The organism is Pseudomonas sp. Rh2 (assembly GCF_040762985.1).
Taxonomy (GTDB): Bacteria; Pseudomonadota; Gammaproteobacteria; order Pseudomonadales; family Pseudomonadaceae; genus Aquipseudomonas; species Aquipseudomonas taiwanensis.
Map to the genome: position 1 here is coordinate 137,378 of NZ_CP142890.1, position 26,912 is coordinate 164,289.

At 62.4% G+C, this 26,912-nt stretch carries 21 protein-coding genes and 1 pseudogene; 6 read left to right on the forward strand and 16 right to left on the reverse strand.

The window, feature by feature from the left end:
- Positions 1-43 precede the first annotated feature (43 nt).
- The 4 genes from VXM67_RS00605 to VXM67_RS00620 are packed head-to-tail and all read right to left on the reverse strand — an operon-like array spanning position 44 to position 5,930.
- Complete coding sequence (locus VXM67_RS00605) at positions 44-3,064, reverse strand: sarcosine oxidase subunit alpha (RefSeq protein ID WP_023382762.1); 3,021 nt, start codon at positions 3,062-3,064, stop codon at positions 44-46.
- Positions 3,061-3,396 carry a sarcosine oxidase subunit delta gene (locus VXM67_RS00610; protein ID WP_023382763.1) on the reverse strand — a complete coding sequence of 112 codons (336 nt, stop codon included), beginning with the start codon at positions 3,394-3,396 and terminating at the stop codon, positions 3,061-3,063. Before VXM67_RS00610 ends, VXM67_RS00605 begins: the two co-directional genes overlap by 4 nt.
- Before the next feature lie 15 nt (positions 3,397-3,411).
- A complete protein-coding gene (locus tag VXM67_RS00615) occupies positions 3,412-4,662 on the reverse strand; it encodes a sarcosine oxidase subunit beta family protein (RefSeq protein ID WP_023382764.1) in 1,251 nt (416 codons plus the stop codon).
- 14 nt (positions 4,663-4,676) lie between these two features.
- Entirely contained in the window at positions 4,677-5,930 is a 1,254-nt protein-coding gene (locus tag VXM67_RS00620; RefSeq protein WP_023382765.1) for a serine hydroxymethyltransferase, read from the reverse strand.
- A 340-nt stretch (positions 5,931-6,270) separates the two neighbouring features.
- Between VXM67_RS00620 and VXM67_RS00625 the strand changes: the two genes are divergently transcribed.
- Positions 6,271-7,311, forward strand: a complete 1,041-nt coding sequence (locus VXM67_RS00625) for a low specificity L-threonine aldolase (protein WP_367237440.1) — start codon at positions 6,271-6,273, stop codon at positions 7,309-7,311.
- Between the two features lie 155 nt (positions 7,312-7,466).
- Entirely contained in the window at positions 7,467-7,958 is a 492-nt protein-coding gene (locus VXM67_RS00630; protein ID WP_027907594.1) for a hypothetical protein, read from the forward strand.
- A gap of 138 nt (positions 7,959-8,096) precedes the next feature.
- Here the strand turns inward: VXM67_RS00630 and VXM67_RS00635 are convergent, their stop codons facing one another.
- From VXM67_RS00635 to VXM67_RS00645, 3 genes are all read right to left on the reverse strand, one after another.
- A complete protein-coding gene (locus VXM67_RS00635) occupies positions 8,097-10,034 on the reverse strand; it encodes a methyl-accepting chemotaxis protein (RefSeq protein ID WP_023382768.1) in 1,938 nt (645 codons plus the stop codon).
- 181 nt (positions 10,035-10,215) lie between these two features.
- Entirely contained in the window at positions 10,216-10,518 is a 303-nt protein-coding gene (locus VXM67_RS00640) for a cell division protein ZapA (RefSeq protein WP_023382769.1), read from the reverse strand.
- Entirely contained in the window at positions 10,515-10,745 is a 231-nt protein-coding gene (locus VXM67_RS00645; protein WP_023382770.1) for a hypothetical protein, read from the reverse strand. Before VXM67_RS00645 ends, VXM67_RS00640 begins: the two co-directional genes overlap by 4 nt.
- A 273-nt stretch (positions 10,746-11,018) precedes the next feature.
- Here VXM67_RS00645 and VXM67_RS00650 point away from each other — a divergent pair, with 273 nt between their 5' ends.
- On the forward strand, positions 11,019-12,644 hold the full coding sequence (locus VXM67_RS00650) for a methyl-accepting chemotaxis protein (protein ID WP_023382771.1): 1,626 nt from the start codon (positions 11,019-11,021) through the stop codon (positions 12,642-12,644).
- 76 nt (positions 12,645-12,720) lie between these two features.
- On the opposite strand, the gene gbcB is transcribed toward VXM67_RS00650, so the two are convergent.
- On the reverse strand, positions 12,721-13,821 hold the full coding sequence (gbcB, locus tag VXM67_RS00655; protein WP_023382772.1) for a glycine-betaine demethylase subunit GbcB: 1,101 nt from the start codon (positions 13,819-13,821) through the stop codon (positions 12,721-12,723).
- 294 nt (positions 13,822-14,115) lie between these two features.
- On the opposite strand from gbcB, the gene gbcA reads away from it, so the two are divergent.
- Entirely contained in the window at positions 14,116-15,408 is a 1,293-nt protein-coding gene (gene gbcA, locus VXM67_RS00660) for a glycine-betaine demethylase subunit GbcA (protein ID WP_023382773.1), read from the forward strand.
- 658 nt (positions 15,409-16,066) lie between these two features.
- Here the strand turns inward: gbcA and VXM67_RS00665 are convergent.
- A pseudogene (locus VXM67_RS00665) lies at positions 16,067-16,363 on the reverse strand (RHS repeat-associated core domain-containing protein); the annotation flags it as partial.
- A 694-nt stretch (positions 16,364-17,057) separates the two neighbouring features.
- On the opposite strand from VXM67_RS00665, the gene VXM67_RS00670 reads away from it, so the two are divergent.
- The gene (locus tag VXM67_RS00670; protein ID WP_049818792.1) at positions 17,058-17,276 is read left to right on the forward strand and encodes a cold shock domain-containing protein; all 219 of its coding nucleotides are present in this window, start codon (positions 17,058-17,060) and stop codon (positions 17,274-17,276) included.
- Positions 17,277-17,316: 40 nt separating this feature from the next.
- On the opposite strand, the gene VXM67_RS00675 is transcribed toward VXM67_RS00670, so the two are convergent.
- From VXM67_RS00675 to VXM67_RS00700, 6 genes are all read right to left on the reverse strand, one after another.
- Positions 17,317-18,087, reverse strand: coding sequence for an electron transfer flavoprotein, alpha/beta-subunit-like protein (locus tag VXM67_RS00675; protein WP_023382776.1), 771 nt, complete (start codon positions 18,085-18,087; stop codon positions 17,317-17,319).
- 10 nt (positions 18,088-18,097) lie between these two features.
- A complete protein-coding gene (locus tag VXM67_RS00680) occupies positions 18,098-19,330 on the reverse strand; it encodes an electron transfer flavoprotein subunit alpha/FixB family protein (protein WP_023382777.1) in 1,233 nt (410 codons plus the stop codon).
- A complete protein-coding gene (gene dgcB, locus VXM67_RS00685) occupies positions 19,330-21,282 on the reverse strand; it encodes a dimethylglycine demethylation protein DgcB (protein ID WP_023382778.1) in 1,953 nt (650 codons plus the stop codon). Before dgcB ends, VXM67_RS00680 begins: the two co-directional genes overlap by 1 nt.
- Positions 21,283-21,460: 178 nt before the next feature.
- Positions 21,461-23,521: a dimethylglycine demethylation protein DgcA gene (dgcA, locus tag VXM67_RS00690; protein ID WP_023382779.1), complete on the reverse strand. Its 2,061-nt coding sequence runs from the start codon at positions 23,519-23,521 to the stop codon at positions 21,461-21,463.
- A gap of 15 nt (positions 23,522-23,536) precedes the next feature.
- Positions 23,537-24,067 carry a DUF5943 domain-containing protein gene (locus tag VXM67_RS00695; RefSeq protein ID WP_023382780.1) on the reverse strand — a complete coding sequence of 177 codons (531 nt, stop codon included), beginning with the start codon at positions 24,065-24,067 and terminating at the stop codon, positions 23,537-23,539.
- Positions 24,068-24,144: 77 nt separating this feature from the next.
- On the reverse strand, positions 24,145-25,122 hold the full coding sequence (locus tag VXM67_RS00700; protein WP_023382781.1) for a dipeptidase: 978 nt from the start codon (positions 25,120-25,122) through the stop codon (positions 24,145-24,147).
- A gap of 286 nt (positions 25,123-25,408) precedes the next feature.
- Here VXM67_RS00700 and VXM67_RS00705 point away from each other — a divergent pair, with 286 nt between their 5' ends.
- Positions 25,409-25,810 (forward strand): lysozyme inhibitor LprI family protein, encoded by a 402-nt coding sequence (locus VXM67_RS00705; protein ID WP_023382782.1) that lies wholly within the window; start codon positions 25,409-25,411, stop codon positions 25,808-25,810.
- A 55-nt stretch (positions 25,811-25,865) separates the two neighbouring features.
- Here VXM67_RS00705 and VXM67_RS00710 read toward each other — a convergent pair whose 3' ends face one another.
- Positions 25,866-26,810: a GlxA family transcriptional regulator gene (locus VXM67_RS00710; protein WP_023382783.1), complete on the reverse strand. Its 945-nt coding sequence runs from the start codon at positions 26,808-26,810 to the stop codon at positions 25,866-25,868.
- Positions 26,811-26,912: the final 102 nt, after the last annotated feature.

A 26,912-nucleotide genomic window follows, 5' to 3' on the forward strand; every position in this document is an offset into this window, starting at 1 on the left:
ACCGGCACTATCGCCGGCAAGCCACCCCCCACAGGGCCCAGAGTCAAACGTTCTGCCGCTCACCCTTCGGATCGAAGAACACCGAAGACACGATTTCCGCCTCGATCACGCTGCCGTCGGCCTGCGGCGAGTAGACACGCTCGCCCATGCGCTTGAGGCCGCCCTTGACCACACCCATGGCGAACGAGTAGCCCAGGGAGTTGGCCGCGTAGCTGGAAGTGACGTGCCCGACCATGTCCATCGGGATCGGCTGTTTCGGGTCGAACACCAACTGAGCACCTTCCGGCAGCCACTTGGTTGGGTCCACGGGCTTGAGGCCCACCAGCTGCTTGCGGTTTTCGCGCACGCAGTCTTCGCGGTTCATGCCACGCAGGCCGATCCACGAGAACGGCTTGTTGCGGCCCACGCACCAGCTCATGTTCAGGTCGTCCGGGGTCATCGAGCCGTCGGTATCCTGGCCAACGATGATGAAGCCCTTCTCGGCACGCAGCACGTGCATGGTCTCGGTGCCGTACGGGGTCAGGTTGTACTTCTTGCCTGCCTCGACGATCTTCTCCAGCACACCCATGGCGTAGTTGGCCTGGACGTTCACTTCGTACGAGAGCTCACCGGTGAACGAGATTCGGAACACACGGGCCGGCACGCCGCCGACGGTGCCTTCCTTCCAGGTCATGAACGGGAAGGCTTCCTTGTCCAGGTCGATGTCGTCGGTCAGCTCGCTCAGCAGCTTGCGGCTGTTGGGGCCGGACAGGGTCAGTGTGGCCCAGTGGTCGGTGACCGAGGTGAAGTACACCTTCATCTCTGGCCATTCGGTCTGGTGGTACAGCTCCAACCACTGCAGCACACGGGCGGCGCCGCCGGTGGTGGTGGTCATGTAGAAGTGGTTGTCGCCAACGCAGGCGGTCACGCCGTCGTCGAAGACCATGCCGTCTTCCTTGCACATCAGGCCGTAGCGAGCCTTGCCCACGTCGAGCTTGGTCCAGGCGTTGGTGTACACGCGGTTGAGGAACTCGCGGGCATCCGGGCCCTGGATGTCGATCTTGCCCAGGGTCGAGGCGTCCAGCAGGCCCACGCTGTCGCGCACGGCCTTGCATTCACGGGCCACGGCGGTGTGAATGTCTTCACCCGCCTTGGGGAAGTACCACGGACGTTTCCACTGGCCGACGTCTTCGAATTCGGCGCCGTTCTTCACGTGCCAGGCATGCAGGGCGGTGAAACGCACAGGCTCGAACAGGTGGCCGCAGTGGCGACCGGCTACCGCACCGAAGGTCACCGGGGTGTAGTTCGGGCGGAACATGGTGGTGCCCATTTCCGGAATGCCGATACCCAGCGAACGGGCAGCAATGGCCAGGCCGTTGATGTTGCCCAGCTTGCCCTGGTCGGTACCGAAGCCCAGCGCGGTGTAGCGCTTGACGTGCTCGACCGACTCGAAGCCTTCGCGAGTGGCCAGTTCGATGGCCGCGGCAGTGACGTCGTTCTGCTGATCGACGAACTGCTTCGGCGCACGGGCAGTGCCCTTGTCGTGCGGAACCTGGAACAGCGCGACGGTCGCTTCTTCCTTGCGCTGCACGGCTTTTGGCAGGGTGCCGACGGTAGCCTTGAAGCCGGCTTCGGTGGCGGCTTGCACACCACCTTCGAAACCATTGGCAATCACGTCACCGAGTGGGTACACGCCGTTCACGCCGCCTACGCACACGCGCTTCTGCGGTGCGTCGCCCGGCACGAAGCCGAGGATATCTTCACGCCATACCGGACGGCCGCCCAGGTGCGAGGCCAGGTGAACGACCGGGCTGTAGCCGCCGGAGGTGGCGATCAGGTCGCATTCGAGCACTTCGCCAGGGCTGGTGACCTTGTGCGCTTGGACGTCGATGGCGGCCACACGGGCGCCGGTGACGTGCTTGCTGCCCTTGGCCTCGATCACAGCGCTGGAGGTGAGGATGCGAATGCCCTTGGCGCGCGCTTCCTCGACCAGCGAACCGCGTGGATTGTGGCGCGCGTCGGCGATCGCCACCACTTGCAGGCCGGCGTCGTGCCAGTCCAGCGCGGCGCGGTAGGCGTGGTCGTTGTTGGTCGACAGCACCAGTTTGCGGCCTGGGGCCACGCCGTAGCGGCGTACGTAGGTGGAAACGGCACCGGCCAGCATATTGCCCGGCACGTCGTTATTGCCGTACACCAGTGGGCGCTCGTGGGCACCGGCCGCCAGCACCACGCGCTTGGCGCGGACACGGTGGACGCGGTGACGCACCTGACCGATCGGGGCACGGTCACCGAGGTGGTCGGTGAGGCGCTCGTGGATGGTCAGGAAGTTGTGGTCGTGGTAGCCGTTGACCGTGGCACGCGGCAGCAGGGTCACTTCCGGCAGGCTTTCCAGCTCTTTGACGACGCTGTTGACCCAGTCCGCGGCAGGCTTGCCGTCGAGGGTTTCGCGGCTGTCGAGCAGGCTGCCACCGAACTCTTCCTGTTCGTCGGCCAGGATCACACGGGCACCGCTACGGGCGGCGGCCAGTGCGGCGGCCAGGCCAGCAGGGCCGGCACCGACGATCAGCACGTCGCAGTGCTGGTTCATGTAGTCGTAGCTGTCCGGGTCGTTCTGCAGCGGCGCGCGGCCCAGGCCGGCTGCCTTGCGGATGTACTTCTCGTAAGTCATCCAGAACGATTTCGGGTACATGAAGGTTTTGTAGTAGAAGCCCGGCGGCATCATGCTGCCGCCAACCTTGCCGAGAATGCCCATGACGTCGTTGTTGACGTTCGGCCAGCCGTTGGTGCTGGTCGCGACGAGGCCTGCGTACAGCGCCTGCTGGGTGGCACGCACGTTAGGGATCTGGGTGGCTTCGCTGGAGCCGATCTGCAGGATGGCGTTCGGCTCTTCGGTCCCGGCGGCGATGATCCCGCGAGGGCGCGAATACTTGAAGCTACGACCGACGATGTCGACGCCGTTGGCCAGCAGCGCGGCGGCCAGGGTGTCACCGGCATAGCCCTGGTAGGTCTTGCCGTTGAAGGTGAAGTTCAGGACCTTGCTGCGGTCGATACGGCCGCCGCTGGCGAGGCGATAGGTCTGGCTCATACTTTTTCCCCTTGGCCTTTGACGGTCGACGGTGCGCTGCTGGCCTTGCCGTTGGCGGTCACCTGTGGCTTCTCGCCAATCTTGTAGGTTTCCAGAATTTCGTAAGTCACGGTGTCACGGGTGACGTTGAAGTACTGACGGCAGCCGGCAACGTGGTCCCACAGTTCGTGGTGAATACCGCGAGGGTTATCGCGGAAGAACATGTAGGTGCCCCACTCCTCGTCGGAGCAGGCGTTGGGGTCCAGCGGGCGGGCGATGTGCGCCTGGCCAGAGGCGTGGAACTCTTCTTCGGAGCGCAGCTCGCCGCAGTGGGGACAGAAAATTTGCAACATGACGGTTGTCTCCGGTTAGTGGGCGACGGCAGCAGCGCCGTGTTCGTCGATCAGTGCGCCGTTGTAGAAACGGTCGATGGAGAAAGGCGCAGCCAGCGGGTGCATCTCGCCCTTGGCCAGGCTCGCCGCGAAGACGTTGCCCGAACCCGGGGTGGCCTTGAAGCCGCCGGTACCCCAACCGCAGTTGAAGAACATGTTCTTGACCGGGGTCTTGGAGATGATCGGGCACGCATCCGGGGTGGTGTCGACGATGCCGCCCCACTGACGGTTCATGCGCACGCGGGACAGGTTCGGGAACATTTCGACGATCGCTTGCAGGGTGTGCTCGATGATCGGGTAAGAACCACGCTGGCCGTAGCCGACCCAGCCGTCGATACCCGCACCGATCACCAGGTCGCCCTTGTCGGACTGGCTGATGTAGCCGTGCACGGCGTTGGACATGATCACGCTGTCGATGATCGGTTTGATCGGCTCGGACACCAGTGCTTGCAGCGGGTGCGATTCCAGCGGCAGGCGGAAGCCGGCCAGTTTGGCCATGTGCCCGGAGTTACCGGCGGTGACCACGCCGACGCGCTTGGCGCCGATGAAGCCCTTGTTGGTTTCCACGCCGATGACCGCGCCGTTTTCCTTGCGGAAACCGATCACTTCGGTCTGCTGGATCAGGTCCACGCCCAGGGCATCGGCGGCACGGGCGAAGCCCCAGGCCACGGCGTCGTGACGGGCCACGCCGCCACGGCGCTGAACGGTCGCGCCGAGGATCGGGTAACGGGTGTTCTTCGAGCAGTCCAGATACGGGATCTCGGCCGCGACCTGGGCGGTGTTGAGCAGCTCGCCATCCACGCCGTTGAGGCGGTTGGCGCTGACACGACGCTCGGAGTCACGCATGTCCTGCAGGGTGTGGCACAGGTTGTAGACGCCGCGCTGGGAGAACATCACGTTGTAGTTGAGGTCCTGGGACAGGCCCTCCCACAGCTTCATGGCGTGCTCGTACAGGTGCGCCGACTCGTCCCACAGGTAGTTGGAACGCACGATGGTGGTGTTACGGGCAGTGTTGCCGCCGCCCAGGTAGCCCTTCTCGACTACCGCCACGTTGGTGATGCCGTGCTCCTTGGCCAGGTAGTAGGCCGTGGCCAGGCCGTGGCCGCCACCGCCGACGATGACCACGTCGTAGACCTTCTTAGGGGTCGGCGTGCGCCACATGCGCTGCCAGTTCTCGTGGTGGCTGAGAGAGTGTTTGAAGAGGCCGAAGCCCGAATAACGTTGCATGGTGGGTTACTCCCTCAGCGGTAAACCGGGAAATCGGCGCACAGGGCGGCGACGTTCTTGGCCACATCGGCTTCGACGTCGGCATCGCCGAGGTTGTCGAGGATGTCGCAGATCCAGCCGGCCAGGGCCACGCACTGGGCAACCTTGAAGCCGCGGGTGGTGACGGCCGGGGTACCGATGCGCAGGCCAGAGGTGACGAACGGCGACTGCGGGTCGTTCGGTACGGCGTTCTTGTTGACGGTGATGTGGGCGCGACCCAGGGCGGCGTCGGCGTCTTTGCCGGTCAGGCCCTGACGAATCAGGCTGACCAGGAACAGGTGGTTGTCAGTGCCGCCGGAGACCACGTCGTAGCCGCGATCGACGAACACCTGGGCCATGGCCTGGGCGTTCTCGATGACTTGTTTCTGGTAGGCCTTGAATTCAGGTTCCAGCGCTTCCTTGAAGCACACGGCCTTGGCAGCGATGACGTGCATCAGCGGACCGCCCTGGGCGCCTGGGAAGACGGCCGCGTTGAGTTTCTTCTCGATCTCTTCGTTCGACTTGGCCAGGATCAGGCCGCCACGAGGGCCGCGCAGGGTCTTGTGGGTGGTGGTGGTGACCACATCGGCGAACGGAATCGGGTTCGGGTACAGGCCAGCGGCGACCAGGCCGGCCACATGGGCCATGTCGACGAACAGCAGCGCGCCCACTTTGTCGGCGATGGCGCGGAAGCGTGGGAAGTCGAGGGTCTTGGAGTAGGCCGAGAAGCCAGCAACGATCATCTTCGGCTTGTGCTCGACAGCCAGGCGCTCGACTTCGTCGTAGTCGATCAGGCCGGTGTTGGTGTCGATGCCGTATTGGACGGCGTTGTACAGCTTGCCCGAGGACGACACCTTGGCGCCGTGGGTCAGGTGGCCGCCATGGGCCAGGCTCATGCCCAGGATGGTGTCGCCGGCCTGCAGCAGGGCCAGGTAGACAGCGCCGTTGGCCGAGGAGCCAGAGTGTGGCTGGACGTTGGCGTAGTCGGCGCCGAACAGCTGCTTGGCGCGCTCGATGGCCAGCGCTTCGACTTTGTCGACATGCTCGCAGCCGCCGTAGTAACGCTTGCCTGGGTAGCCCTCGGCGTACTTGTTGGTCAGGCCGCTGCCCTGGGCCTGCATCACGCGCTTGCTGGTGTAGTTCTCCGAGGCGATCAGCTCGATGTGATCTTCCTGACGCTGTTCTTCGGCATTCATCGCCGCCAGCAGTGCATCGTCATAACCTTGGATCTGGTCTTGCTTGCTGAACATCTTGTTTCTCCCGGCAGCGATCGTTTCTTGTCTGTAAGGCACTGTGGCCCTTTATGGCGATGGTATGACTGGCCGGGGTGACTCAGATGCCTGCGCACGCCTTGCAATGGCGCGTTTACGACATTCGTCGTTGTGCTGTTTATGCCGGCCCTGTCACGGGCGAACCCGCGTCCACAGCCAGTGCGGTGTGCTGAAGGCCTGTGGTATCGCTGTGGGAGCGGGTTTACCCGCGAGAAGGCCAGCCCGGCCACCACACATATCAACCGATTCGCAGCTTGTATAGGCAACCGCCGAAGCGATGGTTTAGAGTGCTGTTCTGCGTCGTTCACAGGACCGTGTCATGCCAGATAACAGCCAACAATTCGCCAGCGACAACTACTCCGGAATCTGCCCCGAAGCCTGGGCGGCGATGGAAAAGGCCAACCATGGCCACGAACGCGCCTACGGCGACGACCAGTGGACCGAGCGCGCCTCGGAGTACTTCCGCAAACTGTTCGAAACCGACTGCGAAGTGTTTTTCGCCTTCAACGGCACTGCCGCCAACTCCCTGGCCCTGGCCTCGTTGTGCCAGAGCTACCACAGTGTGATCTGCTCTGAGACCGCCCACGTCGAAACCGACGAATGCGGCGCGCCGGAGTTCTTCTCCAACGGCTCCAAGCTGCTCACCGCGCCTAGCATCGCAGGCAAGCTGACCCCGGCGTCGATCCGCGAAGTGGCACTCAAGCGCCAGGACATCCACTACCCCAAGCCACGTGTGGTCACCATTACCCAGGCCACCGAAGTGGGCACCGTGTACCGCCCCGACGAGCTCAAGGCGATCAGCGCCACCTGCAAGGAGCTGGGCCTTAACCTACACATGGACGGGGCGCGCTTCACCAATGCCTGTTCGTTCCTCGGCTGCTCGCCGGCCGAGCTGACCTGGAAGGCCGGCGTCGACGTGTTGTGCTTTGGCGGCACCAAGAACGGCATGGCCGTCGGTGAGGCGATCCTGTTCTTCAATCGCGCCCTGGCCGAAGACTTCGACTACCGCTGCAAGCAAGCCGGGCAACTGGCTTCGAAGATGCGTTTCCTGTCGGCGCCATGGGTCGGGCTGCTGGAGGATGGCGCCTGGCTGCGCCACGGCGCCCACGCCAACCGCTGCGCACAGTTGCTGGCGTCGCTGGTCAGTGATTTGCCTGGGGTGGAGCTGATGTTCCCGGTGGAGGCCAACGGGGTCTTCCTGCAGATGCCGGAACCCGCCATCGAAGCGCTGCGTCAAAAGGGCTGGCGGTTCTACACCTTCATTGGTAACGGTGGGGCGCGCTTCATGTGCTCGTGGGATACCGAAAAGGCCAGAGTTCGCGCGTTGGCGGCGGATATCAGAGCCATCATGGGCCATTGATCGAGCCCACTATTGAGGCTCGGCACATCGGGCCTCAATACCGGTTAATTAGTTGCAAGCTGCAACTGGCAGTTCTGACAGTTGTGCACTTTCCGACGGGCGCCCTATTTTGATATGCCTCGTGACGTGACCGAATACCCACAGGAAGGTGCCAGATGCCAAGTGCGAATAAAAAAATCGATAAAAATTTAGTCATCATCGACCATACCCCCTATACATTAGATGAGTTTGCCGGGTTACCCTTGTTCTGCCTGACCGCCAATGACTGGTTCACTTATGTGACGGGCGGAGACTTTCAGACTTTCATTCTCAAGGAAGTACAAAAAAAGCAGGAGGCAGACTGGAGTACAAGGCTCAACCTAACTTCGACAAATGGCGGAGTAACCACCGAGGCACCCGCGCCTCTACTTGAACTTGCACAACGCAGTCCAACCCCAAACGGAAATAGCCTCACACTCACGGTCGATAATGAAGGCATCATAATCCAAGATAAAATAACTGTTTATGACGTGCTCACCACATTGGCCCAGTCAGCGGATCGAAGAATCGCCTTCAGCAGCAAAAAGTATCGAGTGAAACTCTATCAATATGCTTACTTTAGCGAGCAGGGTTTCGCCTTTGTAAACCTTAACCTCGAATCGCTCTGACACAACTGAATTACGCTTTCGCCCGAACAGCAGGCCTGTTCGTTGCGTCGTCGAGGCAGCATCGCTGGCAAGCAGGCTCCTACAGAGAGCGGACAGCACCTGTAGGAACCGCTTGCCGGCGATGAACGCAGCACCAATCTAAAGCTTGAACCCGCCCATTTGCCGCGCCAGGTCATCGGTCAACCCGCGCAAGGCCTGACACTCTTGCCTACAGCCCTGCACCTCGGCCGCCGTCTCCCTGGCCAAGTCGGAAATCCCCTGCACTGTCCGATTGATTTCCTCGGTCACCGCCGACTGTTCTTCGGTCGCCGTGGCCACTTGGCTGTTCATGTCGCTGATGTGCTCGACCTGATCGGTAATCGCGCCCAGCGATGTCCCGGTGCGCTGGCTGGACTCGACACCGCTACCGGTCGCCTGCTGCCCGGCCTGCATCGAACTCACGGCCATGCCGGCGCCATGCTTGAGGCGCTGGATCATGTGCTGGACTTCGTCGGTGGACACCTGCGTACGCCGCGCCAACGTGCGTACCTCGTCGGCGACCACCGCGAAACCACGGCCCATTTCCCCCGCCCGCGCCGCTTCGATGGCAGCGTTCAGCGCCAGCAGGTTGGTCTGCTCGGAAATGCTGCGGATAACGGCAAGAACTTCGTCGATAGAGGAGACTTCATCCGCCAACTGCGCAACTGCATCCGCCGCTTTGCCGATATCGCCGGACATGCCCTCGATGCCCTGTATCGACCGGCGCACCACCTCGCGCGCCTGCAAGGCTTCGTCACGAGCCGACTGCGATGCCTGGGCTGCATCACCGGCGTTGCGGGCGATGTCCTGCACGGTCAGGCCCATCTCGTGCACAGCCGTGGCGACCATCTCGGTCATTTCCTGCTGCCGCCCCGAGCGCTCGGCGGTGTTGTCCACTACCCGGGTCACTTGCCCGACCGCCAGGTGCAGGCGCTCGGTGGTGCGCAGCACCTCGCCGATCAGTGCGCGCTGGCTGTCGACGAACTGGTTGAAGCCGCGCGCCAGGTCGCCAAGCTCATCTTCACGCGAGTCATCCAGGCGCTGGCTGAGGTCTCCCCCGCCACTGCCGATCTGCACCAATGCCGCAGTGACCTGGCGGATTGGCCGCACCAGCCCGCGCGCCATCAGTACCACCAACAGCAATGAAACCAGCGCCACGGCACCACCGATCAGGCTGGTGAGCCACACGGCCTGGCGCGCCTGGGCGTAGATCTCGGCTTCCGGCACTTCGGCCACCAGCGTCCAGTTCAAGTCGCGCAGGGGCAGGCCCAGGGCCAGGTAGTCTTCACCGTCACGGCTGAAGCGGGTGCTGTGCAGGTTGTCACCTGCAGCCATGACCGCCTTGGCGGCCTCGGCGCCGATCTGCTCCGTAAGCTGGCGTTTGCCGCTGAACGTGTTCTCTGGATGCACCTGGATCAGGCCATCGTTGCGCACCAGCATGACCCGTCCGTGCTCGCCGAAGCTGAAGTCATGGATCAGCTTCGACAATTCGGTCATGCGCAGGCCCATGCCCGCCACACCCACCAGTTGGCCGTTCTTTTCCACGCGATAGTCGATGAACAGCGCCAGCTCCCCGGTGGAGCCGTCGATGTCGATATTGATCAGGCGCTCGGCGCCGCTGTCGATGTAGCCATAGAACCACGTGTCCTTGGGGTTGTCGCGGCTCAGGGTTCGGTCCAGGCCCTTCTCGTTGTAGTAGTGGCCAGTTTCGGTCGAGGCGAACAGGGTGGTGAAGGCTCGGTTGCGCTGCTTGGCAGCCTCCAAGTACTCGATGAAACGGGGCGCTTCGGCGGGGTTCTCACCGGCTGCGAGCCAGTCGCGCAGCAGGGTGTTGCCCGCGATGTCGGCCGCTGCGGTCAGCGGCTGCCCGAGCATACGCTCGATGTCGTTGCGGATGGCTTCGATGCTGGCCGGCAATGCCGTGTCGACCAAATACCGGTCGGTCAGGCGGTTGACCGCCACCGTATAGATCGCCACCACCACCAGGATGCTCGCCAGCAGGGCCGCGCCCATGCTCGCGATCAACTGCCACTGGATACTGCGCCGCCAGATACGCATGCCACCACTCTCCCACCAATTATTGTTTTGGGGGAAGTGTATACACTTACGTATCCAGTTAATCCAGCGATCTGACGCAAGCTGCTGCGCCTTGTGGGAGCGGGTTCGCCGGCGAATGCGATGTTGCGTTCACCGCCGCATTCGCGAGTAAACCCGCTCCTACAAAGGGTCGGTGCAGAAGTTATTGCTCGGCAATGGTCCGAACGATCGCGTCCACGGTGGCGTCGATCTGCGCCTGGGTACGCTCAAGGGTCTGCTGGTGTTCGCGTTGCAGTTCAACCTGCTTGGAACACAGATTCAGGGCCGCCAGCACCAGCAGTTTGTCACCGATCAGGGTCGGGTACTGTCGCTTGGTCTCGGCCAGGGCGGTGTTGAGCATCCGTACCGCCTGCGCCAGGGTCTCCTCCTGGCCTTCGGGCGCCTTGATCGAATAGTCGTTGCCAAGGATCGACACGACGTTGATCGGCTGCGCTTGCAGTCTCATGCGCCGACGACACCTGCGCTGGCGCGCTCAACCAATGCCTGGATACGGGCAGCGGTAGCACCGTGCTTTTCTTCCTGCTCCATCAGCGACAGCTGCAGGGTCTCGTTTTCCTCCTTGGCTTGGGCCAATTGCTGGCCGAGGGCGGTATTTTGCTCGGTGAGCTGAGCGTTTTTCTGCATCAGGTCGCTGACCAGTTGCTCGAGTTGATTCAGGGAGGCTTCCAACATAGGTCTATCTCGGGTTGTTGCAAAGGGCGCACACGATAAAGAAAAGCGCGAACCCTCGCCATTAAATATCGGATTCTCAAGGCTATTGCCTGCGCAGATTGACAGGGTAAGCAGCACCTTGTTCCGACCTGGGTCAACCGCCGGTCAGGAAAACCGTTAGCGACCTCACATAATTGTCCGGTCGCACTCAAGACCGATCAGTCACGTCCGATAGCTTGTCAGGTCATATTTTGTCGCACGGACCGCGCCTTCATTTCTCTGGACCCCTCTCCCATGTCCCTACGCAACATGAACATTGCCCCGCGCGCACTCCTCGGGTTCGCGCTGATCGGCCTGCTGATGCTCGGCCTCGGTGTTTTCTCGCTCATCCAGATGGGCAGCATCCGACAGGCGGGCGTCGCCATCGAGAACATCAGCGTGCCGAGCATCAAGACCCTCGATGAGCTGACATCGCTCAACCTGCGCCTGCGTACCCTCTCGTACCGCCTGTTGACCAACCGGGAGCCAGAAACTCAGCGCGATACCCTGGCCCTGCTGGACCAGCGCAATGCCCAGATCGACCAGGCCCGTCGTGCCTACGAGCCACTGATCAGCGCAGCCGATGAACAGGCCGCATTCGACCAGTACACGCAACTGCTCAATCAGTACCGTCAGCTCGAAGCCCGCATGCGCAGCCTGAGCCAGGCCAATCGCACCGACGAGCTGCGCGACCTGCTCAATCGCGATCTGTTGGCAAACTCCGAACAAATCAACAAGGTCATGGATACCCTGGTACGGATCAACACCGAGCAGACCCGCGCGACCAACGAAACCGCCGCCAGTCAGTACGACACCGCCTTCGCCCTGGTGGTCGGGCTGTTGATTGCCGCCACCGTACTGACCTTCCTCTGCGCGTTTCTACTGACCCGCAGCATCGTCAAACCTATCGAGGAAGCGCTCAAGTGCGCCGAACAGGTGGCCGATGGCGACCTGACCCACACCATCCGTGCCGAAGGCACCGACGAAGCTGCTCGCCTGCTGCGTGCCATGGCCCGCATGCAGGACAAACTGCGCGACACTTTGCAATTGATCGCCGGCTCCGCCACCCAGCTGGCGTCGGCTGCCGAAGAGTTGAACAGCGTTACCGACGAAAGCGCCCGTGGCCTGCAGCAGCAGAACAATGAAATCGAACAGGCCGCCACCGCCGTCACCGAGATGACCAGCGCAGTGGAAGAAGTGGCGCGCAATGCGGTCAGCACTTCGGAAGCCTCCAGCGAGGCCAGCCGTTCGGCAGGCGATGGCCGCGACCTGGTGATGGAGACGGTCGGTGCCATCGAACGCATGAGCGGCGATGTGCAGGCCACTGCCAAGCTGATCACCCACCTGGCCGAGCAATCACGCGACATCGGCAAGGTGCTGGATGTGATCCGGGGCCTGGCCGACCAGACCAACCTGTTGGCGCTCAATGCCGCCATCGAGGCCGCCCGCGCCGGTGAAGCTGGCCGTGGTTTCGCGGTAGTGGCCGATGAAGTGCGGGCGCTGGCCCATCGTACCCAGCAATCGACCAGCGAAATCGAGCGCATGATCGGTAGCATCCAGGGCGGTACCGACGAGGCCGTGGCGTCGATGCGCACCAGCACCGAACGCGCCGAGTCCACCCTCAACATCGCCCGTGGCGCCGGTATGGCGCTGGATACCATTGCCGGCGCAGTGGCGCAGATCAATGAGCGAAACCTGGTGATCGCCAGCGCGGCGGAAGAGCAGGCCCAGGTGGCGCGGGAAGTGGACCGCAACCTGGTCAACATCAATGACCTGTCGGTACAAAGCGCGACAGGAGCGCATCAGACCAGTGCGGCGAGTGCGGAGTTGTCGCGCCTTGCAGTGGATTTGAATGGACTGGTGGCGCGGTTCCGCACCTGAGAAAGCGGGGCCGCTCGCGGCCCATCGCAGCAAGCCGGCTCCTGCACAAAAGGGTGCAGGAGCCAGCCATTTCGGATCAGTATTCGATCCGTACATCCCCCTTCGGCACACTGCAGCACGACAGGATGTAGCCTTCGGCTTCGTCTTCCTCGGTAATACCGCCGTTGTGCTCCATCTCCACTTCGCCACCGAGCTTGAGTACCTTGCAGGTGCCACAGATGCCCATGCCGCAGGCTTTGGGAATCATCAGCCCGACCTTTGCCGCCGCCGCATGCACTGTCTCGCCCGGCGCGACGCGGATGCTCTTGTCGCTGCCGACGAACTCCACCAGGTTCAGGTCCGATGCGTCCAGTTCCGGCGCGTCGGCGGCCTGTTCGGCATGTTCGACCGCATCGGCCTTGGCCTCTGGCGGCGTGGCGCCGAACGACTCTTCGTGGTAGTTCTTCATGTCGAAGCCCACCGCTTCGAGCATGCGCTTGACCGCGCTCATGTATGGCGTCGGCCCGCAGCAGAACACCACGCGCTCCATGTAGTCAGGGGCGATCAGCTCCATCAGCCGCTGGTTCAGGTAACCACGGTAGCCCGCCCACGGCTCGCCCAAACCATGCTTCTCGCAAATGATGTGCAGGCTGAAGTTAGGGATGCGCGACGCCATCTGCTCCAGCTCGCGGTGGTAGATGATGTCTTTGGGCGAACGGGCGCTGTGGACGAACACCATGTCGACATTGCCGTTGGTGTCATAGAACCAGCGCGCCATCGACATCACCGGGGTAATGCCCACGCCACCCGACAGGTAAAGCACTTTCGGCGCGGGGAAGTCGATGGCGTTGAACAGCCCGACAGGGCCGTGCACCGGCACCTCAAGGCCTTCGTGCATAGTGTCGTGCAGGAAGTTGGACACCAGCCCCCCCGGCACGCGCTTGACGGTGATCGAGAAGCTGTAGGGCACCGATGGCGAGCTGGAGATGGTGTACGAACGCATTACCTGCTTGCCGTCGATTTCAAGCTCCAGGGTGACGAACTGCCCTGGCTTGAAGAAGAACATGATCGGCTGGTCGGCCATGAAGCAGAAGGTGCGCACGTCCCAGGTCTCCTGGATGACCTTGACGCAGCGCACGATGTGGCGGCCGTTGGCCCAGGTCTGGGTGGTGACCGGATTGAGGAAGGTATCGGACATGTTCATCTCCAGCGGCCGACTATTGGCCTTTTATGGCTTGGATAATGCGCAAGCTGAAGGCGACGTACATTCCTGCCAGCGACATCGGCGTGCTTATCGCGACCAGCCGCGCACTACAAGGGTTGGCGCGTCGGAATTCGAATCGGCCATGTCGCCCATGGATACGGTTGCTGACGTCTTCGGACGCACACTCCACGGCAAAACAACATGCTGTTTCTTGACGAGCAGCCTTGCGGCACCACAACAACGATTAGCCACCTTTTGCCGGCCGCACACGGCCCCGAGGAATACACGATGGACGTCACCGCAACACTGAGCCTGGGCGATCCACTGGAACCTGCACGCAAGGCCACCGCCGAGATGCTGCAGACCCGCGAGCGCACCTTCTCGCTGCCCCAGCCGTTCTACAACGACGAGCGTCTGTTCCAGATCGACATGCAGGAGATCTTCCACAAGGAATGGTTGATCGCGGGGCTTGTCAGCGAGATCCCGACCAAGGGCAACTTCCTGACCCTGCAGATCGGCAAGAACCCGATCATCGTGATCCGCGGTGCCGAGGGCAAAGTGCATGCCTTCCACAACGTCTGCCGTCACCGCGGCTCGCGTCTGTGCACCAGCGAAAAAGGCAAGGTGGCCAAGCTGGTCTGCCCTTACCACCAGTGGACCTACGAGCTCGACGGCCGCCTGCTGTTCGCCGGCACCGAAATGGGCGCCGACTTCGACATGAACCAGTACGGCCTCAAGCCTGTGAATGTGAAGGTCGCCGGTGGCTACATCTTCATCAGCCTGGCGGAAAACCCACCCGCCATCGACGAGTTCCTGGCCACCCTGGACCACTACATGGAACCGTACGACATGGAAAACACCAAGGTGGCGGTGCAGACCACCTTGATGGAAAAAGCCAACTGGAAACTGGTGCTGGAAAACAACCGCGAGTGCTATCACTGCAACGGCTCCCACCCTGAGCTGCTGAAAACCCTGCTGGAATGGGACGACACCAACGACCCACGCGCCGACCAGGCCTTCAAGGACCACGTGGCCGCCTCCGCCGCTGCCTGGGAAGCCGAGAAGATCCCGTACCTGCACAAGAGCCATGGCCTGCGTAACCGCATCGTGCGCATGCCGCTGCTCAAGGGCACCGTGTCCATGACCATGGACGGCAAGCAGGCGTGCAAGAAGTTGATGGGCCGCATCAAGAACCCGGACCTGGGCTCGATGCGCATCCTGCACCTGCCGCACTCGTGGAACCACTGCATGGGCGACCACATGATCGTGTTCACCGTGTGGCCGATCAGTGCCCAGGAAACCATGGTCACCACCAAGTGGCTGGTGCATAAGGATGCCGTGGAAGGCGTGGACTACGACCCTGAGCAGATGCGCAAGGTATGGGACGCCACCAACGACCAGGACCGCCGTCTGGCGGAAGAGAACCAGCGCGGGATCAACTCCACCGCCTACCAGCCTGGGCCGTATTCGAAGACCTATGAGTTCGGCGTGGTGAACTTCATCGATTGGTACAGCCAGCGGTTGCTGAACAATCTGGGGGCCGAGCCTGCGCCGTATCTGAAGGAAGTTCAGGCACAGTGATCGATGCCGCGCCTCGCCCACACTGGGCGAGGCGCGGTCAACCCGGGCCCCGCCGGACGGTACGACACCGACCCGGTCAGCGGCTTCTAACCATCACGCTGTTCAACACATCCTCATCTGCACGAGAAACCTGCCTGGCCAGCGCGGCCCCTGGTAGTCGATAGGCCCAGTGCACCGTATCCAGTGCCGCCTTCCCTGTTCTGATCCCTGCCTGCAAGGCCGCCCTTCGCACGAAAGAAGGGAGAAGCACCTGGCCCATGGCCTCTATCGCTACGCTCCATCTATTTATTCCGTGCTGGTCAGCCAGCGCGGTCCAGGTTCTGAATGTCTGGTAACTGTGCAAATTGGTCCCCACTGCGACAAAACCACTGCTTGCGGCCCCGGCCCAGGCGAGCTGCCCTGCCAATGACGCTGCAGGGGATGAGGGGGTCTGGAGGACATTTCGGGTGACATTGGCGACAGCCCCCATGGGCGCTGCGGCGTAACCGATCAGACTGTCCGCAAGCTCGGGGAGCAAGGGCGCCTGGCTCACCGTCTCACCTTGTGCCCTTTGCACCCGCTGTTTAGTCACGACCAGCGCCCTACGATTGCCAGCGGCAAGCGCCGTCGACAGGCTGGAAAATGCCTGAGTGCCCACAGGGATCCACTCCAGAACGCGACCTGTCGGATCATATTTGTTCACCGGGTCGCCCGCGCAATAGGCGTAGCTGTTCACCCCCCCCTCACCGAAGGGGCTGCGTGAATCCGGCGAGTGGAGACGCATGATCGCTGGGTTGAATTGACGATACCCATTGCCCAAGTGGTAGCAAGCTGTCAGCTCATCTCTGGGCTCCCCACAGAATGCACTCATTGGCCCACCCTGGGCGGCAGTCGATCCATAGGCTGTGTAGGCTCTTGCTTGGTTGTGCGCACCATTGAGGACCGAATGCTGCCGATCAGTCGCCAACAACTGCACAAAGCTCATGGTGACAGGCTCCAAAGAATGGTTGTGCCCAACCTAGTGGAGTTCGAAGCGGCTGAAAACTAGCAAAAATGATAGGTGTGAAGCCTCTTACTCACAGACTTACCCACAACCCAAGTACAAAGACAACGCGCGTCTACCTCTCGTCATACGACCGTGTGTTTGATCATTTTCTGATCAAACCTCTACAGGCACTGTAAACAAAGGCCTGGAAGCCTCTGCGAACACATTGTCCACAGAGCAACCAACAAAGAATGTGGGAAACAGCAGTTCAGCCGAAAAGGGATGTGGAAAAGTGTCTAGAACTCCCGAAATCAGTGGCTTGTGTGCGTAACAGGAGAATTTGGACAAAAAATGATCGTTTCCATGAAGCCCTTTGATTTCACCGCATCCAGGGATGGGCGAACATATTATCCACAGACCGGCTAACAGGGATTGTGGGCAATATCAGGTCAATGCCGCGAATCACGACTCAAGCACGCTCGCTGAAGGCTGATCATTTTTTGATCTAATCTCTGAAAGGCGCATGATCAAAGGCGCACAGCCATGCACCAACACTTTATCCACACCTTGGCGAACAGATTCCGTGGGCAAAATTGCGGTTCACCTGGTATTTCTGCCAGTTTCGCTCCTGGGAGGGGCGTGATGAAGTGGATGCCACTATTAAGGCATCACTGCGAGCGCACTTATGCACAATCGTCTGCTGGGTACCGTGAAGTGGTTCAACGAAGACCATGGGATGGGTGTTATCAGCAGCGATGAGGAAGAGGTGGATTACTTCGTGACTCAGCTTGCGATCATCGAGGGTGGCCAGGGCAGCCTGCAGGAGGGAGAGCGGGTATCGTTCGAGCCGGTGATAGAGGGAGTCGCTTGTTGGGCGTTCAATGTCATACGGGAACAGCCTTGAAGGCCCTATCGCCGAGAAGCCGGCGACAGGGCCGTTGGATTCAGCGCAAGACCCCCTCCTCCACCAGCAACTTGAGGATGGCCTCGGCCCCTTCCTGCGGCGAAACGTCCTTCAACACCTTGCCCCCACCACCGCTGGCCTTGGCCGTCGCCGCCTTCATCCGGTCGGCTCCGCTCTTGGCCTTGATCACCTTCAGCCGCTTTGGACGTGGCCGCGCCGGTTGCAGCTCGGCGTCCGCCAGCAGTTCATCCTCGAGGATATCCACATTGCGCGCCGCCAACACGCCCCGGCGCGCTGGCCCAAAGGCGCTCTGACGGGGCTTAGGTGCGGCGTTATCCACAGTCGCCAGCAGCGGCAGGCGTACCTTCAAACGGCGTCGCTGACCACGCGGCAGCGCTTGCAGTACCTGGGCAGTACCGTTCTCGATGGATTCGACTTCGGCCAGCCCTACCACCAGCGGCCAACCCAGCTTCTCAGCCAACAGAAACGGCAGCATGCCCGAACCTTCACCCGTCTCGGCCTGGCTTCCGGTCAATACCATTTGGGCCCCTGCGTCACGCAGGTAGTCGCTCAACACTCCCAGCACATCGGCGCCGGCAGGCTGTTCCAGCACATCCAGGTGATCCAGCCCCATGCCCAGGTAAGCACGCAGCGCTTCCTCACGAGGGTCACCTGCGTGCACCACCTGCAAGTTATCCCCAGCCAGTTGCAAACCCAGTTCCACGGCTCGGGCGTCCTGCTCGGCGCGACGGGCGCGGCCGGAGCTTGGGTGGGCACCGATGGAAACCAGGCTGATGACTTTCGTACTCATGCTCGTGCCCTTATGCCGCGTCGCGCTGGCCGCCGCTGCGGAAGTTGTCCACAGCCTCGATCAGTGCCTTGAGAATCGCCGAACTGTCGCCAATCACCGACAGGTCCGCCCGTTTGATCATGTCGCAGCCAGGGTCCATGTTGATCGCCACCACCTTGTCGCAGGCACCGATGCCCTGCAGGTGCTGGATCGCACCAGAGATACCCACCGCCACGTAGACCCGCGCGGTTACCCAGGTACCCGTGGCACCCACCTGACGGTTGCGCGGCATGAAGCCGTCGTCCACCGCCACCCGCGAGGCGCCTTCGGTGGCACCGAGCGCTGCGGTGGCCTTGTGGTACAGGTCCCAGTCCTTGACACCATTGCCACCCGAGACGATGAACTCGGCCTCGGCCATGGCGATGGTGGCCGGATCGACCGCGACCGAACCCAGGTCTTCAATACGCGACAGGCTGCGCGCAACGCTTGTGGACAACTCCACCGGCAAGGCTTCGTGACGGGTTTCGCTGACCGGCTCGGCGCACTCCGCGGCGGCCAGGATCAACCGAGGCACACTGCGTTGCAGGTCCTGCTGACCGGCACCGGCGCGGCCGATGCACTGGCCGTCCTTGACCTGCCAGACCCGCGTTGCCGGGCGCTCGCCCAACGTCGCGCCCAGACGCCGCCCCAGTTCGCCGCCCCCGGTGCGGCTGTCGGGCAGCAACCAATGGCGCGGGGTGAATTGGTTATCCACAGCGCGCAGGGCTTGTACCAGTTGTTCCGGCGCATAACCTTGGTACTGCTCGCCTTCGATGACCAGCAAGCGGTCGACGCCGGCTGTGGAAAAGTTGCTTTCCTTGTGCTCGCCAAACACGATCGCCAGCACCGCACCGTCGCTGCCAGCCAGGCTATGGGCCAGGCCAAGCAGGTCACGGTCGTGGCTGCTCAGGCGACCACCGACCATGTCTGGAACCACGGCGATGTAGAACGCCGGGGCCGGCACCTGGTGCAGCGGCAGCTGCACTTGCGCGGCGGCGGCGCGGCGCCCGCCCACACCAGTGCCCTGCTGGGCGCCACTGCGGTCGATGCGCTTGATGCCATGGGGGCCGATGAAGCCTGCGGCAATGGCATGGGGGTTCTTGCGGATGAGGCCGTTGGGCCCCATCCAGCTGGTCTGCTGCGTCTGCATCGCCGCGTGCAGCGGATGCAGACGGTTACGGGCGATCCACTCGGCGCGTGGGTCGCGGCGGATGATGTCGCTCATCAGTGCACCTCCGCAGGTTCACGTTTGGCCGCTTGCGACTTTGCGCTTGCAGGGGTTTCCTCTTCGATCAGCACATCGGCCACCAACTCGGCGAGGTCCTTGATCTGTGGACGCGGTTCGACCACGCCTTCGAGCATTGCCGTGCACTGCGGGCAACCAACCGCCACCAGCTCGGCTTCGGTCTGGCGGATATCGTCCATGCGCATGTCCGGAATACGTTGCTTGCCAGGGATGTCAGTGATCGGCGCACCACCACCACCGCCGCAGCAGCGGGAGCGGAAGCCCGAACGCTCCATCTCGCGCACTTCGATACCCAGCGCCTTGAGCACCGCGCGCGGGGCTTCGTACTCGCCGTTGTAGCGCCCCAGGTAGCATGGGTCGTGATAGGTGACGCTGCCGCCCTTGTGCTGGCCGAGGTTGAGCTTGTTCGCGGCGATCAGCTCGGCGATGTAGGTGCTGTGGTGCTGCACCTGGTACTCGCCACCCAGCGCGCCATACTCGTTCTTCAGTACGTGGAAGCTGTGCGGGTCGCAAGTGACGATGCGCTGGAACTTGTACTTGGCCAGGGTCTGGATGTTGCGCTTGGCCAACTGCTGGAAGGTCGCTTCATCGCCCAGGCGCCGCGCCACATCACCGCTGTCGCGCTCTTCCAGGCCGAGCACGGCGAAGTCCACGCCAGAGGCCTTGAGCACTTTCACGAACGAGCGCAGGGTGCGCTGGTTGCGCATGTCGAAGGCACCGTCGCCGACCCAGAACAGCACCTCGGTGGCTTTCACGTCCGACAGCAGCTTCAGGTTGAGGTCGGCCGCCCAGTTCATGCGCCCGCCAGGGTTGAAACCGCCCGGGTTGTCGGTGGCGATCAGGTTGTCCAGCACCTCGGCGCCTTTGTTGGGGGTCGCACCTTTTTCCAGGGTCAGGTGGCGGCGCATGTCGACGATGGCATCGACGTGCTCGATCATCATCGGGCATTCCTCGACGCAGGCGCGGCAAGTGGTGCACGACCACAGCGTTTCAGCGTCGACCAGGCCGTTGACGATCGGCTGGTGCGGGTGGCCGCCGTGTTCGCCGATCGGCTTGCCCGGATATGGGCTGCCCGCGAACTGGGCGTCAGTACCACCGGCCAGGCCGATGACCATGTCCTGAATCAGTTTTTTCGGGTTCAGCGGCTGACCGGCGGCGAACGCCGGGCACATCGCTTCACATTTACCGCACTGCACGCAGGCATCGAAGCCAAGTAGCTGGTTCCAGGTGAAGTCCACCGGTTTTTCCACGCCCAGCGGTGCGTTGGGGTCTTCCAGGTCCAGCGGCTTGAGGCCGGTGGAGCGGCCACCGCCAAAGCGTTCTGCGCGCCGGTGCCAGGCCAGGTGCAAAGCCCCGGCGAAGGCGTGCTTCATCGGGCCTCCCCAGGTCATGCCGAAGAACAGCTCCGACACGCCCCACAGCACGCCCAGGCCCAGAACCGCGACCATGACCCAGCCGCCGGTATCGGCCGGCAGGATGCCAGCGACTGGCAAGGTGGCGATGAAGAAGCTCGCGGCGAACGCCAGCAAGCTCTTGGGTAGCCGCATCCACGGGCCCTTGGACAGGCGTGCGGGTGGGTTGCGACGGCGTTTGAAGACGAAGATGGCGCCGCTGAACATGATCACCGTGGCTACCAGCAAGGCATAGCCAAGAATCTTGCTCTGCAGGCCGAAGCCATGCACAAGGATCGCCAGAACGGCCGACAGCACGAAGCCGCCCGCGGTGGCGACGTGGGTCTTGGACATGTACTTGTCGCGCTCGACCACATGGTGCAGGTCCACCAGGTAGCGCCTTGGCATGGCCAGCAGGCCGCCGATCAAGTCGACCTTGGCGGCCCGACCACGCCGCCACATGCGCACGCGACGCAGGGCGCCGAGCACTGCCAGGCCAAGGGCAGCGAACAGCAGGATGGGTAGAAGGGTGTTCAACATGGGAGGCTCCCACAACAGCTGAATTCTTGCGCCGCCCTGAAGGTCGGCGCGGACCCCTGTAGGAGCGAGCGTGCTCGCGATAGCGACCGATCAGACAACCTGGTTGCCAGGGCTGCCGCCATCGCGAGCGAACTCGCTCCTACAGGGGGGCCAGTCCGCCTCTAGAGAGGCGGAGCGATCAGAAGTCCTTGCACAGGCGAAGGGCGTCATAGATCGCAGCATGCACGTTGCGCTGGGCCACGCAGTCACCGATGCGATACAGCAGGTAACCTTCGCCCGGCTGGCTGAGGATCGGCTGCGGCTTGATCGCGAACAGGGCCTCGATGTCGATCTGGCCTTTGTTGCGCGAACCCTCCTTGAGCGCGTAGTACAGCTGCTCGTCAGGACGCACGCCGTTCTCGATCACCACCTGGTCGACCACCCGTTCTTCCTTGGCGCCGGTGTACTCGTTCTCCAGCACCGCCACCACCTTGTCACCCTCGCGGTAGACCTTTTCCAGCATCATGTCGCCGGTCATGATCACTTCTTTCGGGTAGATGCTGCGGTAGTAGGTCGGGAAGGTGGTCCCCCCCATCGCGACACCCGGCTTGATATCGTCAGTGACGATTTCCACCTGGCTGCCCTTGTCGGCCAGGAAGTCCGCGGCAGACATACCAGTGAATTCGCAGATGGTGTCGTACACCAGCACGTTCTTGCCCGGCGCGACCTTGCCGTCGAGTACGTCCCAGCTGCTGACCACCAGCCCTTCGGCAGCGCCCCAGTGCTCGTTCTGTTCGACGAACGGATGGCCGCCCACCGCCAGGACGATGATGTCCGGACGCAGGTCCTGGATGGCATCCACGTCAGCGGCAGTGCCCAGGCGCAGGTCGACTTTCAGGCGGGCGAACTCCAGCTGGTACCAGCGGGTGATACCGGCGATCTGGTCGCGCTGCGGCGCCTTGGCGGCGATGGTGATCTGCCCGCCGATCTGGTCTTTCTTCTCGAACACGGTCACGTCGTGGCCACGCTCGGCGGCGACACGCGCAGCTTCCATACCGGCAGGGCCGGCACCGACCACCACCACCTTGCGCTTGGGCCCGGTGGACTTCTCGATGATGTGCGGCACGCCCATGTATTCACGGGAAGTCGCGGCGTTCTGGATGCACAGTACATCCAAGCCCTGGTACTGACGGTCGATACAGTAGTTGGCACCGACGCACTGCTTGATCTGGTCGACCTGGCCCATCTTGATCTTGGCGATCAGGTGCGGGTCGGCGATATGGGCGCGGGTCATGCCGACCATGTCCACGTAGCCGCCTTCCAGGATACGCGTGGCCTGGTTCGGGTCCTTGATGTTCTGCGCGTGCAGCACCGGGACCTTGACCACTTCCTTGATGCCCGCCGCCAGGTGCAGGAACGGCTCCGGCGGGTAGCTCATGTTCGGGATGACGTTGGCCAGGGTATTGTGGGTGTCGCAACCCGAGCCGACCACGCCGATGAAGTCGATCATGCCAGTGGCGTCGTAGTAGGCAGCGATCTGCTTCATGTCCTCGTGGCTCAGGCCATCAGGGTGGAACTCGTCGCCACAGATACGCATGCCCACGCAGAAGTCGTCGCCGACTTCCTTGCGCACGGCCTTGAGCACTTCCAGGCCGAACTTCATGCGGCCTTCGAAGGTACCGCCCCATTCGTCGGTACGTTTGTTGACCCGAGGGCTCCAGAACTGGTCGATCATGTGCTGGTGCACGGCCGACAGTTCGACGCCGTCCAGACCACCTTCCTTGGCACGACGCGCAGCTTGCGCGTAGTTGCCGATCACGCGCCAGATCTCTTCCACCTCGATGGTCTTGCAGGTAGCGCGGTGCACCGGTTCACGGATGCCCGACGGCGACATCAGGGTCGGCCAGTTGAAGCCGTCCCAACGCGAACGACGACCCATGTGGGTAATCTGGATCATGATCTTGGCGCCATGCTTGTGCATGGCGTCGGCCAAGTTCTGGAAGTGCGGGATGATCCGGTCGGTGGACAGGTTCACCGACGACCACCACTCCTGCGGGCTGTCGATGGCGACCACCGACGAGCCACCGCAGATGGCCAGGCCGATGCCGCCCTTGGCCTTCTCTTCGTAGTACTTCACGTAACGGTCGGTAGTCATGCCGCCGTCGGTGGCGTAGACCTCGGCATGCGCGGTGCTGAGCACGCGGTTGCGGATGGTCAGTTTGCCGATCTGGATCGGCTGGAACATTGCTTCGAATGCCATGACGCTCTCTCCGACTTACAACGGCTTGACGACGAACAGGCCGTCATCGTGACCTTCTTCCGAACCGCCGTAGACCTGCTCGGCCACGGTGCGGATCGAACTGCCACGGGCGGCGAGAATCTGGTCCATGGCACCGGCGAACCAGCCAGTGAACATGTAGTCGACCTTGCGGCCGCACTTGCCATAGACGTACACGAACGCCGAGTGCTTGAGCTTGACGCTGCAGGTGCCTTTGTCGAGGTCGATGTCCTGGATTTCGAACAGGCCCCAACCACGCTGGGACAGGCGCTTCATGTAGTGCTCAAACACCGCGACGCCTTCCAGGCCATGGCATTCGGCTTCTTTTTCACACCAGTGCCAGGCGGACTTGTAGCCGGCCTTGTACAGAATCTCGGCGTAGGCTTCGGCGCCCAGCACTTCCTCGATGCCGATGTGGTTGTTAACGAAGAAATGGCGCGGCACGTACAGCATCGGCAGGGCGTCGCTGGTCCAGACACCGGTCTCGCTGTCGACTTCGATTGGCAATTGCGGGGCGATCTTGGCCATGGAAACTCAACTCCATAAAAATTTTTATGTGGGTGCCCCGGCGTTGCTGGCAGGGGCTATCAGGCTTGGAGAGCGGCTTACTCGCCCCAGACATCCTTGAGGACGTTGACCCAGTTCTCGCCCATGATCTTGCGCACCACACGTTCGGAGTGGCCGCGCTTGAGCAGGGTTTCGGTGAGGTTGGGGAACTCGCCGACAGTGCGAATGCCGAGCGGGTTGATGATCTTGCCGAAGTTGGTCAGGCGACGGGCGTAGCCCTTGTCATGGGTCAGGTATTCGAAGAAATCCTGGCCGTGGCCTTGGGTGAAGTCGGTACCGATACCGATAGCGTCTTCGCCGACGATGTTCATGGTGTACTCGATGGCCTCGGCGTAGTCGTCGATGGTCGAGTCGATGCCCTTGGCCAGGAACGGTGCGAACATGGTCACGCCGACGAAGCCGCCGTGGTCGGCGATGAACTTCAGCTCTTCGTCCGACTTGTTGCGCGGGTGCTCCTTCAGGCCAGAAGGCAGGCAGTGGGAGTAGCAGACCGGCTTTTTCGATTCGAGGATGACTTCCTCGGAGGTCTTGGAGCCCACGTGGGACAGGTCGCACATGATGCCGACGCGGTTCATCTCGGCGACGATTTCGCGACCGAAGCCCGACAGGCCGCCGTCACGCTCGTAGCAGCCGGTGCCAACCAGGTTCTGGGTGTTGTAGCACATCTGCACGATGCCCACGCCCAGCTGCTTGAACACGTCGACGTAGGCGATCTGGTCTTCGAACGCATGGGCGTTCTGGAAACCGAAGAGGATGCCGGTCTTGCCCAGTTCCTTGGCCTTGCGAATGTCGGCGGTGGTACGTACCGGCATTACCAGGTCGCTGTTCTCGCGGATCAGCTTCTGGCTGGCGGCGATGTTATCGACGGTGGCCTTGAAGCCCTCCCACACCGACACCGTGCAGTTGGCCGCGGTCAGCCCGCCCTTGCGCATGTCCTCGAACAGCTCGCGGTTCCATTTGGCAATGATCAGACCGTCGATGACGATGCTGTCGGCGTGAAGTTCGGCTGGGCTCATCAGGCTGTCCCCTTTTATCGAGTTGGCTCGCGCCAAACCTTGTGCCGGCGCTTTGGAGCCAGCATATGCCTGTGCCCCGAGGCGCCCCGATGCAAAAACGACAGGGGGTTTGCCGAAAGCGTCAATGCGCGACATGGCACGCTCTGGCGCGCCATCCGCCGATGAGAGCCAGTCTCGATAACGACATTCGCCAGGCGTTTATGAACATTTCGTCAGGGAGCTACCGCACAGACGTGGGCTGAGCGAGAATCGCGGCGATTCGTCAGCCGGTTCGAGGAGATAACGGATGAAATCAATGGCATGGCTGGTTCTGATGGCCTTTGCGATGGGCGCCCAGGCCGGCGAGGAAGAAAGCACGCCCTGCGATAACGTCGAGAGCGACCAGCAGGCCTTCGCTTGCGCGGCGTTCAATAAACAGACCGCCGAGCGCGAGTTGAAGTCGGCGTATGACGACCTGATTCAGCGCATTCGCGACCAATATGCCGATGAAGGCGACAAGGCCACAGCCCTGGTCGGGCGCATGGATGCCGCCGAAAAACTGTGGACGCAGCTGCGCGATGCCGACTGCAAGGTCGAAACCTATGCCGAGAAACCCGGCAGCAAAGCGTTCCAGGCGGCCTGGGATACCTGCGTTGCACAGCGCAGCGATGACCGCTCGGAGTACCTGCAATCCATCGGTCAGCAGTAGCCCTGTAACGGCCTCTTCGCGGGCAACCCCGCAAAGAGGCCAGCGCAGGAAGACCTCAGACCACCCGAGCCAACCGGTCCTCCCGCGGGCAGCGCTCGAACCGCGTTCGGTAGCAGCGGGTAAAGTACGACGCAGACTCGAACCCGCATGCCACGCCGACCTCCAGCACGCTCATGTCGGTCTGACGCAACAACTGCCGCGCCTTGTCCAAGCGCAGCCGCAAATAGAAGCCACTGGGCGTGTCGTTCAGGTACAGGCGAAACAACCGCTCGAGCTGCCGCCGGGTCACCTGCACGGCATCGGCCAGCACCTGGGTATTGAGCGGCTGCTCGGTGTTGCGCTCCATCTCGCCAATGACCTTCACCAGCTTCTTGTTGCTGATGCCGTAGCGGGAGGCGATCTGCATGCGCTGGTGATCCTGTCGCGGACGGATACGCCCCAGCACGAACTGCTCGGAAACCTGCACCGCCAACTCGCTGCCATGGGCCTGGCCAATCAGGTCGAGCATCAGGTCGATCGACGCCGTGCCACCCGCGCAGGTAATTCTTCGGCGGTCGATCTCGAACAGCTCCTGCGTCGCCTGCAACCGTGGATAACGCTCCTTGAAAGCCTCCAGCGCCTCCCAATGCAAGGTCGCCCGATGCCCATCCAGCAGGCCCGCTTCGGCCAATACCATCGCGCCGGTATCGATGCCGCCCAGAATCACCCCCTCGTGGTCGAGACGACGTAGCGCTTGTTGCAAGCCATGGCCATAACTGGCCAACGGATCGAACCCTGCGACCACCAGCAGCATCTGCCCGTGCGGCTCATCGCCCAACGCGCCATCGGCGTTGACCGACATACCGTTGCTCGCCTGCACCGCCCCGCCATCCAGGCTCAGCACCTGCCAACGGTACTGTGGCCCACGGAAGCGGTTGGCCACGCGCAGCGGCTCCAAGGCGCTGATGAAGCCCATGGCCGAAAAGCCTGGAAGCAGGAGGAACTGGATAGTTTGCGACATCGAGGTTTCTCTGATGAGGACAGGTCGCCAGGGTGCAAGTGTGAGTCGCCAGCGTGCGATTTTCCAGTGTGCCACCCGCGTAGCTTAAACACACGGTCCAGA